14 protein-coding genes are annotated in these 16,056 nt (G+C 71.7%); 10 read left to right on the top strand and 4 right to left on the bottom strand.

What is annotated here, in order from left to right; genetic code table 11:
- Positions 1-21 precede the first annotated feature (21 nt).
- The 5 genes from ACFYXM_RS09650 (at position 22) to mutM (ending at position 3,925) form a co-directional block, all read left to right on the top strand.
- A complete protein-coding gene (locus ACFYXM_RS09650; RefSeq protein WP_389288434.1) occupies positions 22-1,110 on the top strand; it encodes a cell division initiation protein in 1,089 nt (362 codons plus the stop codon).
- 184 nt (positions 1,111-1,294) lie between these two features.
- On the top strand, positions 1,295-1,966 hold the full coding sequence (locus ACFYXM_RS09645; protein ID WP_389288433.1) for a YceD family protein: 672 nt from the start codon (positions 1,295-1,297) through the stop codon (positions 1,964-1,966).
- A 2-nt stretch (positions 1,967-1,968) separates the two neighbouring features.
- Positions 1,969-2,142 (top strand): 50S ribosomal protein L32, encoded by a 174-nt coding sequence (gene rpmF / locus ACFYXM_RS09640; RefSeq protein ID WP_003965982.1) that lies wholly within the window; start codon positions 1,969-1,971, stop codon positions 2,140-2,142.
- 19 nt (positions 2,143-2,161) lie between these two features.
- Entirely contained in the window at positions 2,162-2,983 is an 822-nt protein-coding gene (gene rnc / locus ACFYXM_RS09635) for a ribonuclease III (protein ID WP_389288432.1), read from the top strand.
- Between the two features lie 81 nt (positions 2,984-3,064).
- The gene (gene mutM / locus ACFYXM_RS09630; RefSeq protein WP_389288431.1) at positions 3,065-3,925 is read left to right on the top strand and encodes a bifunctional DNA-formamidopyrimidine glycosylase/DNA-(apurinic or apyrimidinic site) lyase; all 861 of its coding nucleotides are present in this window, start codon (positions 3,065-3,067) and stop codon (positions 3,923-3,925) included.
- A 48-nt stretch (positions 3,926-3,973) separates the two neighbouring features.
- Here the strand turns inward: mutM and ACFYXM_RS09625 are convergent, their stop codons facing one another.
- Positions 3,974-4,906, bottom strand: a complete 933-nt coding sequence (locus ACFYXM_RS09625) for a CAP domain-containing protein (protein ID WP_389288430.1) — start codon at positions 4,904-4,906, stop codon at positions 3,974-3,976.
- Between the two features lie 168 nt (positions 4,907-5,074).
- On the opposite strand from ACFYXM_RS09625, the gene ACFYXM_RS09620 reads away from it, so the two are divergent.
- The 4 genes from ACFYXM_RS09620 to ACFYXM_RS09605 all read left to right on the top strand — a co-directional run bounded on the left by ACFYXM_RS09620 (position 5,075) and on the right by ACFYXM_RS09605 (position 11,965).
- Entirely contained in the window at positions 5,075-5,356 is a 282-nt protein-coding gene (locus ACFYXM_RS09620) for an acylphosphatase (protein WP_389288429.1), read from the top strand.
- Positions 5,357-5,796: 440 nt separating this feature from the next.
- The gene (locus tag ACFYXM_RS09615; RefSeq protein ID WP_389288428.1) at positions 5,797-6,009 is read left to right on the top strand and encodes a hypothetical protein; all 213 of its coding nucleotides are present in this window, start codon (positions 5,797-5,799) and stop codon (positions 6,007-6,009) included.
- Positions 6,010-6,661: 652 nt separating this feature from the next.
- On the top strand, positions 6,662-10,309 hold the full coding sequence (locus ACFYXM_RS09610; protein ID WP_389288427.1) for an AAA family ATPase: 3,648 nt from the start codon (positions 6,662-6,664) through the stop codon (positions 10,307-10,309).
- 237 nt (positions 10,310-10,546) lie between these two features.
- Positions 10,547-11,965, top strand: a complete 1,419-nt coding sequence (locus ACFYXM_RS09605; protein WP_389288426.1) for a sugar porter family MFS transporter — start codon at positions 10,547-10,549, stop codon at positions 11,963-11,965.
- A 55-nt stretch (positions 11,966-12,020) separates the two neighbouring features.
- Here ACFYXM_RS09605 and ACFYXM_RS09600 read toward each other — a convergent pair whose 3' ends face one another.
- Together ACFYXM_RS09600 and ACFYXM_RS09595 are read right to left on the bottom strand one after the other, a co-directional pair.
- Entirely contained in the window at positions 12,021-12,989 is a 969-nt protein-coding gene (locus ACFYXM_RS09600; protein WP_389288425.1) for an LLM class flavin-dependent oxidoreductase, read from the bottom strand.
- Between the two features lie 58 nt (positions 12,990-13,047).
- On the bottom strand, positions 13,048-13,521 hold the full coding sequence (locus ACFYXM_RS09595) for a cytosine permease (RefSeq protein WP_389288424.1): 474 nt from the start codon (positions 13,519-13,521) through the stop codon (positions 13,048-13,050).
- Between the two features lie 180 nt (positions 13,522-13,701).
- On the opposite strand from ACFYXM_RS09595, the gene ftsY reads away from it, so the two are divergent.
- Positions 13,702-14,913, top strand: a complete 1,212-nt coding sequence (ftsY, locus tag ACFYXM_RS09590; protein WP_389288423.1) for a signal recognition particle-docking protein FtsY — start codon at positions 13,702-13,704, stop codon at positions 14,911-14,913.
- Between the two features lie 203 nt (positions 14,914-15,116).
- Here ftsY and ACFYXM_RS09585 read toward each other — a convergent pair whose 3' ends face one another.
- On the bottom strand, positions 15,117-15,776 hold the full coding sequence (locus tag ACFYXM_RS09585; protein ID WP_389288422.1) for a bifunctional DNA primase/polymerase: 660 nt from the start codon (positions 15,774-15,776) through the stop codon (positions 15,117-15,119).
- Positions 15,777-16,056 lie beyond the last annotated feature (280 nt).

The raw sequence follows: 16,056 nt of genomic DNA, 5'->3' as shown, positions 1-16,056 counted from the left end.
GTAGAGAGTGGCGAGCACACGGTGGACGTGCAGAAGAGACTCGACGAGATCGTCGAGGTGGTGGGCAGTGCCCGGTCCATGCCCATGTCGGCTTCGTGCGTGGTCAACCGCGCCGAACTGCTCGCGATGCTCGAAGAGGTGCGCGAGGCCCTGCCCGGCTCGCTCGCCCAGGCGCGGGAGCTCATCGGCGGCCAGGAACAGATGGTCGAGCAGGCCCGCCAGGAGGCCGGACGGATCATCGAGGCCGCGCACGCCGAGCGCAGTTCGCTGATCTCCGGGACGGAGATCGCCCGGCAGTCGCAGGCCGAGGCCGACCGCATCCTCGACGAGGCCCGTCGGGAGGCCGTCGAGGTCCGCGCCGAGGCCGACGAATACGTCGACAGCAAGCTCGCCAACTTCGAGGTCGTCCTCACCAAGACCATCGGGTCCGTCGACCGGGGGCGCGAGAAGCTCCTCGGCCGCGGCCAGGCGTACGACGAGCAGGGGTACGAGGACCCGGACTTCGCCGAGGCCCCCGAGCGCAGCACCGACCCGGACACCCTCCGGCGCCGCGCGGACGAGTACGTGGACACCAAGTTCGGAGCCTTCGAGGCGGTGCTCGCCAAGACTCTGGAGGCGGTCGGCCGGGGCAGGCAGAAACTGCACGGCCGGGTCGCCACCGACGAGCTCGGTGCGCACATGGCGGCCCAGGACGCGGCGGGCAACCCGGTGCACGTCAGCGACGAGGACCACTGGGCCGGCCTCGCCGAGCTGGCCACCCCGGAGCCGCAGTCCGGCGTGCAGCAGACCCCGTCGCACTTCCCGGCCCGGACCCAGCATGCCTACGCGGAGACGTACGAGTATCAGGAACAGCCGCAACAGGACCCCTACGGGTACCAGCAGCAGCCGGACCCGTACGCCGCCTACCAGCAGCACCAGCAGCAGGGCTACGACCAGAACGGGGCCCAGCTGCCCGGCCAGGGCTACGACGGCTGGCAGCAGCACCAGCCCGCGCAGCAGCCCGGACAGCCCCAGCAGGCGCAGGGCGGGAGCGCCCTCGACGAGACCAGCCTGTTCGACACCAGCATGATCGATCTGGACCGGCTCCGGCAGTACGAGCAGGACCGCTGACCGGCCGGTGAGGGGCGCCGCCCGGTGCGCCCCGCGCAGCGGGAGAGGACCGCGGCGGGGCGGACCGGATTGGGAGCTGGGCGGTGTGTCCAGTATCCTGGCTCCTCGGTCGCGCTATGTCCGCGATCCCGGCTGCCCGTTTCGGATCCGGAACCGGTCGGCCCTCCCACGATGCGTGACGCTCATGATCTCGAAAGCAGGAAAAGCCCTGAACGGCCACCTCGACCATCGCAGCCCTCTCGTGTTCGACACGCACGAGCTGGGCCGGCGGCCAGGTGCGCTCCAGCGGCTGACTCGCACGGTGGACGCACCCGGTTCACCGGCTCTCGGTGTCGACGGAGTCATCGGCGTGCCGGAAGGCTCGCCCGTGGAGCTTGAGCTCCGCCTCGAATCGGTCATGGAAGGGGTGCTTGTCACAGGCACCGCCCGTGCGTCGGCCGAGGGGGAGTGCGTAAGGTGTCTGGAGCCGCTGCGCCAGGAGGTCGCGGCGGACTTCCAGGAGCTGTTCTCGTACCCTGACGCCGACGACCGGGGCCGTGCGATCAAGCCGGAACCGGGCGACGACGCCGAGGACGACGAGGACAGGCTCTTCCTCGAGGACGGCCTGTTCGACCTCGAACCAGTGCTGCGTGACGCGGTGGTGCTCGCACTGCCGATGCAGCCGGTGTGCCGGGAGTCCTGTGCTGGTCTGTGCTCCGAATGCGGAGTCAGGCTGGACGAGAACCCCGGTCACCACCACGATGCCGTCGACATTCGCTGGGCGGCACTGCAAGGACTCGCCGACACCATTCAGGACGGCGAGAAGGACAACATGGGCGGCGCCGAAGCGGGCGTCGACGAGAAGCAGGAGAAGTAGCCGTGGCTGTTCCGAAGCGGAAGATGTCGCGCAGCAACACGCGCCACCGCCGGTCGCAGTGGAAGGCTGCGGTCCCCACCCTGGTTTCGTGCGAGCGTTGCCAGGAGCCGAAGCTGCAGCACATCGCGTGCCCCAGCTGCGGCACGTACAACAAGCGCCAGGTCCTCGAGGTCTGAGCGGCTGGTGAGAGGCTCGATGTCTGAGTTGTCGAACGGCAAGAAGCAGACAGACAACGTCAACACGGCCTCGTCCCACACGCTTCTGGAAGGGCGGCTCGGGTATCACCTTGAGTCCGCCCTTCTGGTGCGTGCGCTGACCCATCGTTCGTACGCGTACGAGAACGGCGGCCTGCCCACCAACGAACGGCTCGAGTTCCTCGGGGACTCGGTGCTCGGTCTCGTGGTCACGGACACGCTGTACCGCACCCACCCCGATCTGCCCGAGGGGCAGCTGGCCAAGTTGCGGGCCGCGGTGGTCAACTCGCGTGCACTTGCGGAAGTGGGCCGCGGCCTCGAACTCGGCTCCTTCATCCGGCTCGGCCGCGGTGAAGAGGGCACGGGCGGCAGGGACAAGGCGTCCATCCTCGCCGACACCCTCGAAGCGGTGATCGGCGCGGTCTATCTCGACCAGGGCCTCGACGCGGCCTCGGAGCTGGTCCACCGGCTCTTCGACCCGTTGATCGACAGGTCCTCGAACCTCGGCGCCGGCCTGGACTGGAAGACCAGCCTCCAGGAACTCACCGCGAGCGAGAACCTCGGCGTTCCCGAGTACCTCGTCACGGAGACCGGACCGGACCACGAGAAGACCTTCACCGCTGCCGCCCGCGTCGGTGGTGTCTCGTACGGCACCGGCACCGGCCGTAGCAAGAAGGAAGCGGAGCAGCAGGCGGCGGAGTCCGCCTGGCGCGAGATCAGCGCCGCCGTGGAGGCACGGGAGGCGGCAGCCGGATCCGCCGCCGACGGAGGGGCCGCCGACACCCCTGCCGACGCCTCGTCCGCAGGCATCGCTCCGGCCTGACCCCAGAACCCCTCGGTGCCCCGCGCACCGGGGGGTTTTCCCTGTCCGGATACCCTGGAAAAGTCCCTGAGGAGCCACACCGTGCCCGAGCTGCCCGAGGTCGAAGTCGTACGACGGGGACTGGAGCGCTGGGTCTCCGGCCGCACGGTCACGGACGTCGAGGTGCTGCATCCGCGTGCGGTCCGGCGCCACCTCGCGGGCGGGGTGGACTTCGCGGCCCAGCTCGGCGGTGCCCGCTTCGGAACGGCCATGCGCCGCGGCAAGTACCTCTGGGTCCCGCTGAACGAAGCCTCCAGCTCGCTGCTGGGCCACCTCGGCATGAGCGGCCAGCTCCTCGTGCAGCCGCAGGACGCCCCCGACGAGAAGCACCTGCGGGTACGGATCCGCTTCGACGACGACCTCGGCACCGAGCTGCGCTTCGTCGACCAGCGCACCTTCGGCGGCCTCTCGGTCCACGGGAACACCGCCGACGGGCTGCCCGACACCATCGCGCACATCGCGCGCGACCCGCTGGACCCCTTCTTCGACGACGCGGCGTTCCACTCGGCCCTGCGCCTGCGCCGTACGACGATCAAGCGAGCCCTGCTCGACCAGTCGTTGATCAGCGGGGTCGGCAACATCTACGCCGACGAGGCGCTCTGGCGCGCCCGGCTCCACTACGACCGGCCGACCGCCACCCTGACCCGTCCGAAGTCGGCCGAGCTGCTCGGCCATGTGCGCGAGGTGATGAACGCGGCGCTCGACCAGGGCGGCACCAGCTTCGACAGCCTCTACGTCGACGTGAACGGCGAGTCCGGCTACTTCGACCGCTCGCTGGACGCGTACGGCCGGGAGGACGAGCCCTGCCGACGCTGTGGTGCGCCGATATGGCGCCGGGCGTGGATGAACCGCTCCAGCTACTTCTGCCCGCGCTGCCAGCGGCCGCCGCGTGCCGCTGCCTGACCCCGCCCGGCAGGCGCTCCGGGTGCGGGGGACCGTCTTCCGGCGTGCTCAGAGGCCGAATTCCTGGGTCCACCAGGGGCCGCCGGGGCCACGGTGCACGCCGACGCCGAGGGTCCTGTAGTCGCAGTTGAGGATGTTCCTGCGATGACCCTCGCTGTGCATCCAGGCATCCATCACGGCGCGGGCGTCGGCCTGGCCGCGGGCTATGTTCTCGGCCGCCAGCCCGCGCACCCCGGCGTCCGAGGCGCGGTCCCAGGGGGACAGGCCGTCGGGGTCGGTGTGGTCGAAGAAAGCGCGGGCGGCCATGTCCTCGCTGAAGTCCTGGGCGAGCGAGGCGAGCGAGGCGCTGGCGGTGACCGGGCTGCAACCGGCCTTCGCCCGTTCCTCGTTGACCAGGGAGAGGACCCCGGCCCGGGCCGATTCGGCGGCGGGAGCGGCAGCCTTCGACCTCCGCGCGGACGGAGCGGACGAGGCGGGGGTCCGCGTCGCGGCCGACGACCTTCCGGCCTCGCTCGGGGCGGTGCCCCGGCCGGAGTCCGCCGGGCCCGGGGAACGGGACGGCTCGGTTCGGCCGGCCGGTGTGGACGCCTTTGGGGCGCGGGACGGGGCCGACGGGGAGGCGGAGGACGGTGAGGCGGTGGGGGAATGCGCCTCGGGGGCTTCCGTACGCCCGGCGCCGCGGCCGACGGCCGGATCGGAGCGGTCGGCGGGGGATCCGCCCCGGCCCAGCGGGTCCGGGGCCCCCTCGGTACGCACCCGGTCCGAGGGCGCGCCGCCGAGCGTGTCGGTGTCGCCGCCGGGCAGCAGACCCGAGGCCACCGCGACCGCTCCCACCGCGAGGGCGGCGGAGACGCCCATCAGCCCCGTACGGACGGGAGCGCCGCGCCGCTTTCCGCGGTGCGCGCTCCGGTGCCGGTCCGGGTCGCCCGTCGTGCGGTCCTGGACGACAGGAGTTGCGGCGGAGCGTCGATGGCGTCCCATCTGCCGAGCCCTTCTGGGGTATGGACGCCACCCTCGGCGTCAACGCGCTTCACCCGTCGGAGTGAGGTCAGGTGCGTGGGGGACTGTACGCCATGGCCGTTCGGCCGCAGGCGCTCCGAGGACGATCGGCCGGTCGGCGGTGGGCGATCGACCGGTTAGCGTTCGTGCATGGACGAAGACGTACGGCTCACCGCATGGGTGCGCGGTCGGGTGCAGAGGGTCGGTTTCCGCTGGTTCACCAGGGAGAACGCCCTGGAGATCGGCGGGCTCGCCGGGTTCGCCCTCAACCTCGACGACGGCAGGGTGCAGGTCGTGGCCGAGGGTCGGCGTGAGAATTGCCACCGTCTGCTGGAGTGGCTGCGCTCCGACGACACACCCGGGCGCGTGGACGGAGTGACTGAGATATGGGACACGCCGCGCGGCGGCTACGAAGGCTTCGAGATCCGCTGACCCGGCCCCAGTGGGTGATTCTTTCGGGGGTGGGTGTTCGCCCCGTGTTCGATAATTGGCGTGCGGTGACGGAGGGTGCGCTCATCTCCGTGCACATGAAATGACCTGCGGAATGACCGGATGGTTGCCAAGATTCGGTTGGCGTGCCAGGCTGCAGCAGTAAGGATGATCTCCACGCCCCCGAGGGCCCCCGCAGGAGAGTCGCGCCGCATGATCGCCCAAGCCGCGCACCCCGGGGCCGACCGGCTCCGCAGGGTGTGATCGTGTTGACCGTCAAACTTTTTGGTGAGACGCTGAAATCCCCGCGCACCTGAGCTGTTCGGCAGAGCTGTTTGGCAGCAGAACAGCAGTGAATGGAAGCACTGCCGAGCACCGCGGGTGCGAATCCCTCACGACCCACACCGCATCGGTCGGTCACTCAGTGTGGAGGACCATCCATCATGGCAAAGGCGCTTCTCGGTTACGTCGGCGGTTCCGACCCGCGACTCCTCGCCGAGATGCGACGGCTCCAGCAGCGCGTACAGGAGCTCGAATCCGAGCTCGTACGGATTCAGCACGAGAACGACGCGCTCAACGCCGCCGCCCAGCACCAAGAGTCGCTGCTCGACAGCATGGACATCGACGTACCTCGGGCGGAGCCGGCGCTGACCTGACCGATGGCCCTCGGGGCCCGGTCGGAACACTCGCGTCAACCGTTCGAGATCATCACCCGGATCGTCGCCGGATCATTGAAGATCATCGCTCTTGATCTGTCACCTGCGTGACAAGTCCGTGGTCCACCATGTGCCGCTGCACCAGCGAGATCGCATACGCAACAACGCGGCAAGATTTCACAAGGGGCGCCCCGGCGTCCCTTCTTTCTTTCCCGGTCTCCGCTACCCATTTCCTCCGCGACCGGTTTCCGGTCCCCGCGGCCGGGCTTTTCAGGTGTCCCCTGCCGGGCTTCTCGCTCCGGCTCCCGCGTGCGCCGGGCTCGGACGGCCGCAGTGCCCGGAGGCCGCACACGTCATGTCCCCCGGACATACCCCCCTTCCCTTACGACCTGGGGGGCAATAGGAGCGGGCTCCCGACGCCCTGCGACTCCGCCTCCCGCGTTGTCGTCGGTCGGCCACCGGCGCTCCTTCCGCGAGCGCTCAGCTGCGTTCGAGCAGGGGAGGCCCCATCCGCCTCCCTCCTCCGCCCTGGATCCGAAGCCGCACGACGCCGCTCGCCGATCCACTCCCTATGGTTCCCCAGGTCGTTACCGTCTGATGTGCACTGCACCTTCATCGGTGAAACCGAGCGCGAAAGGTAGAGTCCGGCGGCGTGCATCTCAAGGCCCTGACCCTGCGTGGTTTCAAATCGTTCGCCTCCGCCACGACGCTGCGGTTCGAACCCGGTATCACGTGTGTCGTCGGCCCGAACGGGTCGGGCAAGTCCAATGTGGTGGACGCGCTTTCCTGGGTCATGGGGGAACAGGGGGCCAAATCCCTGCGCGGCGGGAAGATGGAAGACGTGATCTTCGCCGGCACCACGGGCCGGCCGCCGCTCGGGCGGGCCGAGGTCTCGCTGACCATCGACAATTCCGACGGCGCACTGCCCATCGAGTACGCCGAGGTGACGATCACTCGGATCATGTTCCGCAACGGCGGCAGCGAGTACCAGATCAACGGGGACACCTGCCGGCTCCTGGACATCCAGGAACTCCTCTCGGACTCCGGTATCGGCCGGGAGATGCACGTCGTCGTCGGCCAGGGCCAGCTGGACTCGGTGCTCCACGCCGACCCCTCCGGGCGTCGCGCGTTCATCGAGGAAGCCGCGGGTGTGCTCAAGCACCGCAAGCGGAAGGAGAAGGCGCTGCGGAAACTGGACGCGATGGGAGCCAATCTGGCCCGCGTCCAGGACCTGACCGACGAACTGCGACGGCAGCTGAAGCCGCTGGGCAGGCAGGCGGCCGTGGCACGGCGGGCCGCCGTCATCCAGGCGGATCTGCGCGACGCGCGGCTGCGGCTGCTCGCCGACGACCTGGTCGCGCTGCGTGCCGCGCTGCGCAGCGAGCTCGCGGACGAGGCTGCGCTCAAGGAACGCCGGGAGGCCGCGGAGGCGGCGCTCAAGGCGGCTCTGGCGCGCGAGGCGAGGCTGGAGGAGGAGGTGCGGCGGCTGGCGCCGCGACTCCAGCGGGCCCAGCAGACCTGGTACGAGCTGTCGCAGCTGGCCGAACGGGTACGCGGCACGATCTCGCTGGCCGACGCCCGGGTGAAGAGCGCCACCGCGCCCGTCGAGGAGGAGCGGCGCGGCCGCGATCCGGAGGACATGGAACGGGAGGCCACCCGCATCCGTGAGCAGGAGGCGGAACTGACGGCCGCCCTGGAGGCGGCGGAACACGCGCTGGAGGACACCGCCGCCCACCGCGCCGAGCTGGAACGGCGATTGGCCGCCGAGGAGCGCGGGCTCAAGGACGCCGCCCGGGCCATCGCCGACCGCCGCGAAGGGCTCGCCCGGCTCGGCGGACAGGTCAACGCGGCCCGTGGCAGGGCCGCTTCGGCCCAGGCCGAGATCGACCGGCTCGCCGCCGCACGGGACGAGGCCCAGGAGCGGGCGGTCGCCGCTCAGGAGGAGTACGAGCAGCTCAGGGCCGAGGTCGAGGGCCTGGACGCGGGCGACGCGGAGCTCGGCGAGCGGTACGAGGACGCCCGGCGGGAACTCGCGGAGGCGGAGGCGGCGCTCTCCGCGGCCCGGGAGGCCGCCACCGCCGCCGAACGGAAACGGGCGGCCGTCGCGGCACGTCACGAGGCCCTGGCCCTCGGGCTGCGCCGCAAGGACGGCACGGGCGCGCTGCTCGGCGCACGAGGCCGGCTGCCCGGTCTGCTCGGGCCGGCCGCGGAGCTCCTGTTCGTGCAGCCCGGGTACGAGGTGGCGGTGGCGGCGGCCCTGGGCGCCGCGGCGGACGCGGTCGCGGTGACCGATCCGGCCACGGCGGCGGAGGCGATCCGGCTGCTGCGCAAGCAGGACGCGGGGCGGGCGGCCCTGCTGCTGGGCGCCCCCGTCGGAGGCCCGGCGGCGGGGCCGGGCGACGGTCCCGGTGGGGGACCGGCCGGGGAGTCCGGTGCGGGACCGGCGGAGGGGACTGGTGCGGGATTGGCCGACGGGGCCGGTGCGGGACCGGTCGGGACGCCGCCGGCCGTGGCCGACCTCGTCCGCGGCCCCGTCGAACTGGTGGACGCCGTGCGCGGACTGGTGCGGGACACCGTGGTGGTCGGCACGCTGGAGGACGCCGAGGACCTCGTCGCCGAGCGTCCCGGACTGACCGCCGTGACCGCCGAGGGCGACATCCTCTCGGCCCACTTCGCTCACGGCGGTTCCGCCGGGGCGCCCAGCCTCCTCGAGGCGCAGGCGTCGGTCGACGAGGCTGCCGCCCAGATGGAGGAACTGGCCCTGCGGTGTGCGGAGTTGACCGAGGTCCAGCGGCTCGCGGGGGAGCGGCGCGAGGCGTGCGCCCGGCAGGTCGAGGAGCTGGGGGAACGGCGCCGGGCCGCCGAACGGGAGAAGTCCAGGGTGGCCCAGCGGCTGGGACGGCTCGCCGGGCAGGCGCGTGGCGCGGCGGGTGAGGCCGAGCGCACGACCGCGTCCGCCGCGCGTGCCCAGGAAGCCCTCGACCGGGCGACGGAGGAGGCCGAGGAGCTGGCCGAACGGCTGCTCGTCGCCCAGGAGACGCCCATCGAGGAGGAGCCGGACACCTCCGTGCGCGACCGGCTCGCCGCTGACGGGGCCAACGCCCGCCAGACCGAGATGGAGGCCCGCCTCCAGGTGCGTACCCACGAGGAGCGGGTCAAGGGGCTCGCGGGCCGCGCGGACTCCCTCGACCGGGCGGCCCGCGCCGAACGCGACGTCCGGGCCCGTGCCGAGCGGCGCCGCGCCCGGCGTCGGCACGAGGCCCATGTGGCCTCCGCCGTCGCGTCCGGGGCGCGTCAGCTGCTCGCCCACGTCGAGGTGTCCGTCGTACGGGCCGAGCGCGAGCGGTCCGCGGCCGAGGAAGCGAAGGCGGAGCGCGAACGCGAGCTGACGGCCGAGCGCGACCAGGGCCGCGCGCTCAAGGACGAGCTGGACAAGCTCACCGACTCGGTCCACCGGGGCGAGGTGATCGGCGCCGAGAAGCGGCTGCGGATGGAGCAGCTGGAGGCGAGGGCGCTGGAGGAGCTGGGCGTCGAGCCGGCCGCCCTGGTCGCCGAGTACGGTCCCGACCAGCTCGTACCCCCCTCGCCCGCCGCGGTGGGCGAGGGGGTGCCGGACGATCCCGGACACCCGCGGAACCGGCCGAGGCCGTTCGTCAGGGCCGAGCAGGAGAAGCGGCTGAAGGCGGCCGAACGGGCGTATCAGCAACTCGGAAAGGTGAATCCGCTCGCCCTGGAGGAGTTCTCGGCCCTGGAAGAGCGGCACAAGTTCCTCTCCGAGCAGCTCGAAGACCTGAAGAAGACCCGGGCCCATCTGGTGCAGGTCATCAAGGAGGTCGACGAGCGGGTCGAGCAGGTGTTCACGGAGGCGTACCGGGACACGGCCCGGGAGTTCGAGGGCGTGTTCTCGCGGCTGTTCCCGGGCGGTGAGGGGCGGCTCGTCCTGACGGACCCGGACAACATGCTCGCGACCGGCGTGGACGTCGAGGCCCGGCCGCCGGGCAAGAAGGTCAAGCGGCTCTCGCTGCTGTCCGGCGGGGAGCGCTCGCTGACGGCGGTAGCCCTGCTGGTCTCGATCTTCAAGGCCCGACCCAGCCCGTTCTATGTGATGGACGAGGTCGAGGCGGCCCTCGACGACACCAATCTGCAGCGGCTGATCCGGATCATGGAGGAGCTCCAGGAGAGCTCGCAGCTGATCGTGATCACGCATCAGAAGCGGACGATGGAGGTCGCCGACGCGCTGTACGGCGTCTCGATGCAGGGGGACGGGGTCTCCAAGGTCATCAGCCAGCGGCTGCGCTGAGCCCCGTCGGCCTTCGACACTCCAACCCGTCGCACGCGTCGTCCCGAACGGACGGGTGCCGATGCGGCGACGGTGCCTTCGGGAGCCGAACGCGACGGTCGTACGGTCCGCCCCGCCCCTTCAAGTGGTGGCAGCCGGAAAGTTGTGCCCCACTGGGGTGTGTCCCCCCTGGGGAGCACGCTTCCCGCACGGCTCGTTGCCCGCACCTGACGACGCGTCCAGGCATCAGGAGTTCATGTGACCGACACCGCGCAGGGACCGGCGTCCGGAGCCCGCGCCGCCCAACCGGATCACCTCGGCCATGTCGTCTTCATCACGGCCGCCGCCGCCATGGGCGGCTTCCTCTTCGGCTACGACAGTTCGGTCATCAACGGCGCCGTGGAGGCGATCCGCAGCCGGTACGCCATCGGCTCGGCGACACTCGCCCAGGTCATCGCCATCGCCCTGATCGGCTGTGCGCTGGGCGCGGCCACGGCGGGACGCATCGCCGACCGCATCGGCCGGATCCGCTGCATGCAGATCGCCGCCGTGCTCTTCACCATCAGCGCCGTCGGTTCCGCGCTCCCGTTCGCGCTCTGGGACCTGGCCATGTGGCGGATCATCGGAGGCTTCGCCATCGGCATGGCGTCCGTGATCGGCCCCGCGTACATCGCAGAGGTCTCGCCGCCCGCCTACCGGGGCCGCCTCGGCTCCTTCCAGCAGGCGGCGATCGTCGTCGGCATCGCCGTCTCGCAGCTGGTCAACTACGGCATCCTGCAATTCGCCGGAGGGGATCAGCGTGGCCGGATCGGCGGTCTGGAGGCGTGGCAGTGGATGCTCGGCGTGATGGTCGTCCCCGCCGCCCTGTACGGGCTGCTGTCGCTGGCGATCCCGGAATCGCCCCGGTTCCTCATCTCGATCGGCCGCAAGGACCGGGCCCGGAAGATCCTGGAGGAGGTCGAGGGCAAGGGCGTCGGCCTCGACGCGCGGGTGGCCGATATCGAGACCGCCATGCGCCGGGAGCACAAGTCCTCGTTCAAGGACCTGCTCGGCGGGCGCTTCGGCTTCCTGCCGATCGTCTGGATCGGCATCGGCCTGTCGGTCTTCCAGCAACTCGTCGGCATCAACGTGGCGTTCTACTACTCGGCGACGCTGTGGCAGTCCGTCGGCATCGACCCGAGCGAGTCGTTCCTCTACTCGTTCACCACGTCGATCATCAACATCATCGGTACCGTCATCGCGATGACGCTGGTGGACCGGGTGGGACGCAAGCCGCTCGCGCTGGTCGGTTCCACCGGCATGGCCGTCGCCCTCGCTTTTGAGGCATGGGCCTTCTCCGCCCCGCTCGTCGGCGGGAAGCTGCCGCACACCCAGGGCGTGGTGGCGCTCGTCGCGGCCCATGTGTTCGTGCTCTTCTTCGCCCTGTCGTGGGGCGTCGTCGTCTGGGTCCTCCTGGGCGAGATGTTCCCGAACCGGATCCGCGCGGCGGCGCTCGGGGTCGCCGCCTCCGCGCAGTGGATGGCCAACTGGCTGATCACCGCGAGCTTCCCGAGCCTGTCCGACTGGAACCTCTCGGGCACGTACATCATCTACGCGTGCTTCGCCACGCTCTCCATTCCGTTCGTGCTCAGGTTCGTGCGGGAGACCAAGGGCAAGGCGCTGGAGGAGATGGGCTGACCCGTGCCCGTTCCCCCGCGCCCCGCCCCCGGGCGTGGACCGCCCGCGCGCCGGATCAGCGCGACGCGACCGCCTCGCAGAACAGCCGCAGGCTGCGCCAACCCTCCTCGAGGGGCATCCCGCCGCACAGCGGATGCAGCACCAGACTGCCGAGCTTCCCGGCCAGAGCGGCGCACTCCCGCGGGGTGACGACCCGGTAGACGCCCTCGTCCCGCAGCGCGCCCACCGTGCCCGCCGCCGAGCGCACGGCGGAACGGATGCCCGCGGACTGCCAGGAGGCGTACGTGCGCGCCTCGTGCAGGAAGTGCTCGCCGTGCTCCGCCCACGTCCGGTCCGGGTCCTCGGACACGTGCAGCAGGGGCGTCTCGGCCGACGGCATCATGCAGAACCCGTCCGTCCCGAGCTCCGCCCGACGCTCGTGGTAGTACGTCTCCAGCTCCGGCAGATGCGCGCTCGGGAAGAACGGGAGACCGAACCGCGCCGCCCGCCGCGCCGCCGCCCGCGAACTGCCGCCCACCAGCAGCGGAGGGTGCGGCCGGGTGTACGGGCGCGGCGTGACGCGAACCGTACGGCCGCGGTACGGGAACGGCTCCCCGGTCCACGCCCGCACCAGGGTCTCCAGCAGCTCGTCCTGGAGCCTGCCGCGGTTCGTCCACTCGACGCCCGCCCGTTCGTACTCCTGCGGCCGGTATCCGATCCCCGCCACCGTGATCAGGCGGCCCGCGCTCAGCAGGTCCAGGACCGCGATGTCCTCGGCCAGCCGCAGCGGGTCGTGCAACGGTCCGATGATCGCCGAGACGGTGACGGCGATCCGGCGGGTGGAGCCGAGGACCGCCCCGGCGAAGACGAAGGGGGAGGGCAGCCAGGAGTTCTCGGCGCCGTGGTGCTCCTCGGTCTGCACGGTGTCGATCCCGTGCTCGTCGGCGTACGCGGCCATCTCCAGCGAGGCGCGGTAGCGGGCCGAGAGCGACTCGGGGCCTGCGGCGGGATCGACGAGATTGAACCGGACCACTGTGAAGGCCATGACGCGTGTCCTCTTCGTCGGTCGGACTCGGCGAGGCCGGACACTATCTGACGTGCCGTCAGAAGTGTAGGGGTGCGTCGTCCCGCCGTCCGCCCGTGTGCCCGGCGACGGGCCGCGGCAGGGCCGCGTGCAGCGCCCCGGAGACGGTGGACGGTGGCCACCCGCCCCGGCCCGTGCCGCCCGGGCCGGGTGCCGGGAAGTGGGCCGGAGAGCCGCTCGCGCCGGTCGGGAGCACTCCCGCGACCGGTCCCGCGGCACACGCGGCCGCCGCCGGTACGGAGAATCCGCCGGTGTACCAGCAGCCGCCGCCCGGGCCGGTGTCCAGGAGCGCCGCCGGGTCGTACACGCGCCCTTGCGGCTGGTCCGCGCCGAAGACCCCGATCCATGCCGCGAACGTCACCGCGAACAGGGACAGGAAGGAGGCGAACGCGTCCATGAAGCCCGTCGCGGTCGTCATCGGCGGCGGGCTCAGGAACAGGCTGAGCGGGCTCGGGAACGGGTTGATGGCGGCGCCGAGTCCGACCGCCCGCACCCGCGGGACCGTGAAGCCGGGCGTCTGTCTGCGCGGACGCGGGATCGCACCTTTGCCGTAAATGTCACGAAAAAGCGCATAACGGCCATGCGGGGGTGCGGGTGATTCTCCGTGGCGCCTCGCGCGGCCCGCTCCTCGGGGCGGCCCGCACGGCCGGGTGTGGCTGATACTGGACGAGTTATGGAATTCGTCATCCTTGCTGTAGTCATCGCCCTGGTCGCAGTCGGCGTGATCAGCGGGCTCGTGGTCAGCGGCCGCAAGAAGAAGCAGCTGCCCCCGGCGCCGCCGAGCACGCCGACCATCACTCCTCCCGCCGAGCCCCAAGTCGGCGAGGAAGCAGAGACGCCGCGCGAGGAACCGCGCCGCACCATCGAGGAGGTCGCTCCCCCCACGGCCGAGGCGCCCGTCGCGGAGGCCGTCGAGGAGGTCGGGCCGGAGGCGCTCGCCGTCCCCGCCCTCGAAGTACCCGAGCCCACCGCCGGCCGGCTCGTCCGGCTGCGCGCCCGGCTCGCCCGCTCGCAGAACTCCCTCGGCAAGGGGCTGCTCACGCTCCTGTCCCGGGACAACCTCGACGAGGAGACCTGGGAGGAGGTCGAGGACACCCTCCTCACCGCGGACGTCGGCGTCGCCCCCACCCAGGAGCTGGTGGAACGGCTCCGCGAGCGCGTTCGCGTCCTCGGCACCCGTACCCCCGAAGGGCTGCGCGCCCTGCTGCGCGAGGAGCTCCTCACGCTGATCGGCACCGACGCCGACCGCGCGGTCAAGACCGAGAGCGGCCTGGACACCCCCGGTGTGGTGATGGTCGTCGGCGTCAACGGCACCGGCAAGACCACCACCACCGGCAAGCTGGCCCGGGTGCTCGTCGCCGATGGCCGCAGCGTCGTGCTGGGCGCGGCCGACACCTTCCGCGCCGCCGCCGCGGACCAGCTCCAGACCTGGGGCGAGCGCGTCGGCGCCCGTACCGTCCGGGGCCCCGAGGGCGGCGACCCGGCGTCGATCGCCTTCGACGCGGTGAAGGAGGGCATCGCCGAGGGCGCCGATGTCGTCCTCATCGACACCGCCGGGCGGCTGCACACCAAGACCGGCCTCATGGACGAGCTCGGCAAGGTCAAGCGGGTCGTCGAGAAGCACGGGCCGCTCGACGAGATCCTGCTCGTCCTCGACGCGACGACCGGGCAGAACGGTCTGGTGCAGGCCCGGGTGTTCGCCGAGGTCGTCGACATCACCGGCATCGTGCTGACGAAGCTGGACGGCACCGCGAAGGGCGGCATCGTCGTCGCCGTGCAGCGCGAGCTGGGCGTACCGGTGAAGCTGGTCGGCCTCGGCGAGGGACCGGACGACCTGGCGCCGTTCGAGCCGGAGGCGTTCGTGGACGCCCTGATCGGGGACTGACGCCCGCGCCGCCCCGTTCACGAAGAAGCCCGACCGCCGGAACTCCGGCGGTCGGGCTCTTTCGTGCGGGATCCTTTCCCGAGTCCGACTTCATGCCGGATCCTTTCGGGCGTCGGACCCTCTCGCCGGGTGTCGGACCCTCTTGCGCGGGGACGCCGAACGCGCGCGGGGGACGCCCGCATGTGCGGGAAAGCGCGCCGACGTCAGTCGCGCAGGGGTGCGCGATGACAGCTGTACGCCAGCGTGCCCAGCAGCAGCCGGGCCGGGGGCGGCGCGGCCGCCGTGTCCAGCACCGGCGGGCGCAGCCACCGGGCGGGGCCGAGACCGCCCTCGTCGGACGGCGGGGCCGTGATGTGGTGGCCCGGGCCCAGCGCCCGGAGGTCCAGCCCCGCGTCGTCCCAGCCCAACCGGTAGAGCAGACGCGGAAGCTCGGCGGCGGCGCCCGGCGCGACGAAGAACCGCGCCCGCCCCGACGGCGTCTGCACGACCGGGCCGAGCGGCAGCCCCATCCGTTCCATGCGTGCCAGGGCCCGGCGCCCGGCGGCCTCCGCGACGTCCAGCACGTCGAAACCGCGCCCCACGGGCAGCAGCAGCGAGGCGCCCGGCACCCGGGCCCATGCCTCCACCGCCGCGTCGAGCGCGGCGCCCGGCGGGATCTCGGGCGCGAAGTCGAGGGGATGGGCGCCGGGGGATGGGCACCGGTCCTTCCCGCACGAGCAGCGGCCGTCCACGACGCGCGCTCCGGGTGCCACGGCCCAGCCCCACAGTCCTGTGTACTCGGCCACCGCCGTGCTCTCGGCCGTACGGCCGCGGCGTCGTGAGCCGGTGCGCATCTCGCGGATGCCGCCGATCGTGAAGCCCATGCCCCCTCCAACGGGTCCGACTCGCCGGTGGTTACGACGCGGAATGACGGCATGACACCCCGTCGTCGCGATCCGTGATGCGCCGGTGCGCACGCGGTGGCGCGGCGTGAGCCGTGCGCCCCTTTCGTGCGTCGCTGCAACCACAATTGATCGACCGTGTGTCAAGTGAATCGCGCCCCGTGGCGTTCGCGTTCATCCGAAGGGGTGGCGAATGGTGGCGTTTCCGCAGGCACCCTCGCCGAGGTGGTGATCGTAGGATTACCGTCGGTACACGAACCAT

The organism is Streptomyces sp. NPDC002476 (assembly GCF_042889785.1).
Lineage (GTDB): Bacteria > Actinomycetota > Actinomycetes > Streptomycetales > Streptomycetaceae > Streptomyces.
Note: the sequence above shows the minus strand (reverse complement) of the source record. Positions and strands in the feature narration are given on the sequence as shown.

Bases quoted from the DNA above. Each gene is read 5' to 3' on its own strand.
- rnc (WP_389288432.1), top strand. From the start codon at position 2,162: ATGTCTGAGTTGTCGAACGGCAAGAAGCAGACAGACAACGTCAACACG.
- ACFYXM_RS09585 (WP_389288422.1), bottom strand. From the start codon at position 15,776: ATGGGCTTCACGATCGGCGGCATCCGCGAGATGCGCACCGGCTCACGA.
- ACFYXM_RS09625 (WP_389288430.1), bottom strand. From the start codon at position 4,906: ATGGGACGCCATCGACGCTCCGCCGCAACTCCTGTCGTCCAGGACCGC.
- ACFYXM_RS09645 (WP_389288433.1), top strand. From the start codon at position 1,295: ATGATCTCGAAAGCAGGAAAAGCCCTGAACGGCCACCTCGACCATCGC.
- ACFYXM_RS09615 (WP_389288428.1), top strand. From the start codon at position 5,797: ATGGCAAAGGCGCTTCTCGGTTACGTCGGCGGTTCCGACCCGCGACTC.
- ACFYXM_RS09620 (WP_389288429.1), top strand. From the start codon at position 5,075: ATGGACGAAGACGTACGGCTCACCGCATGGGTGCGCGGTCGGGTGCAG.
- ACFYXM_RS09600 (WP_389288425.1), bottom strand. From the start codon at position 12,989: ATGGCCTTCACAGTGGTCCGGTTCAATCTCGTCGATCCCGCCGCAGGC.
- ftsY (WP_389288423.1), top strand. From the start codon at position 13,702: ATGGAATTCGTCATCCTTGCTGTAGTCATCGCCCTGGTCGCAGTCGGC.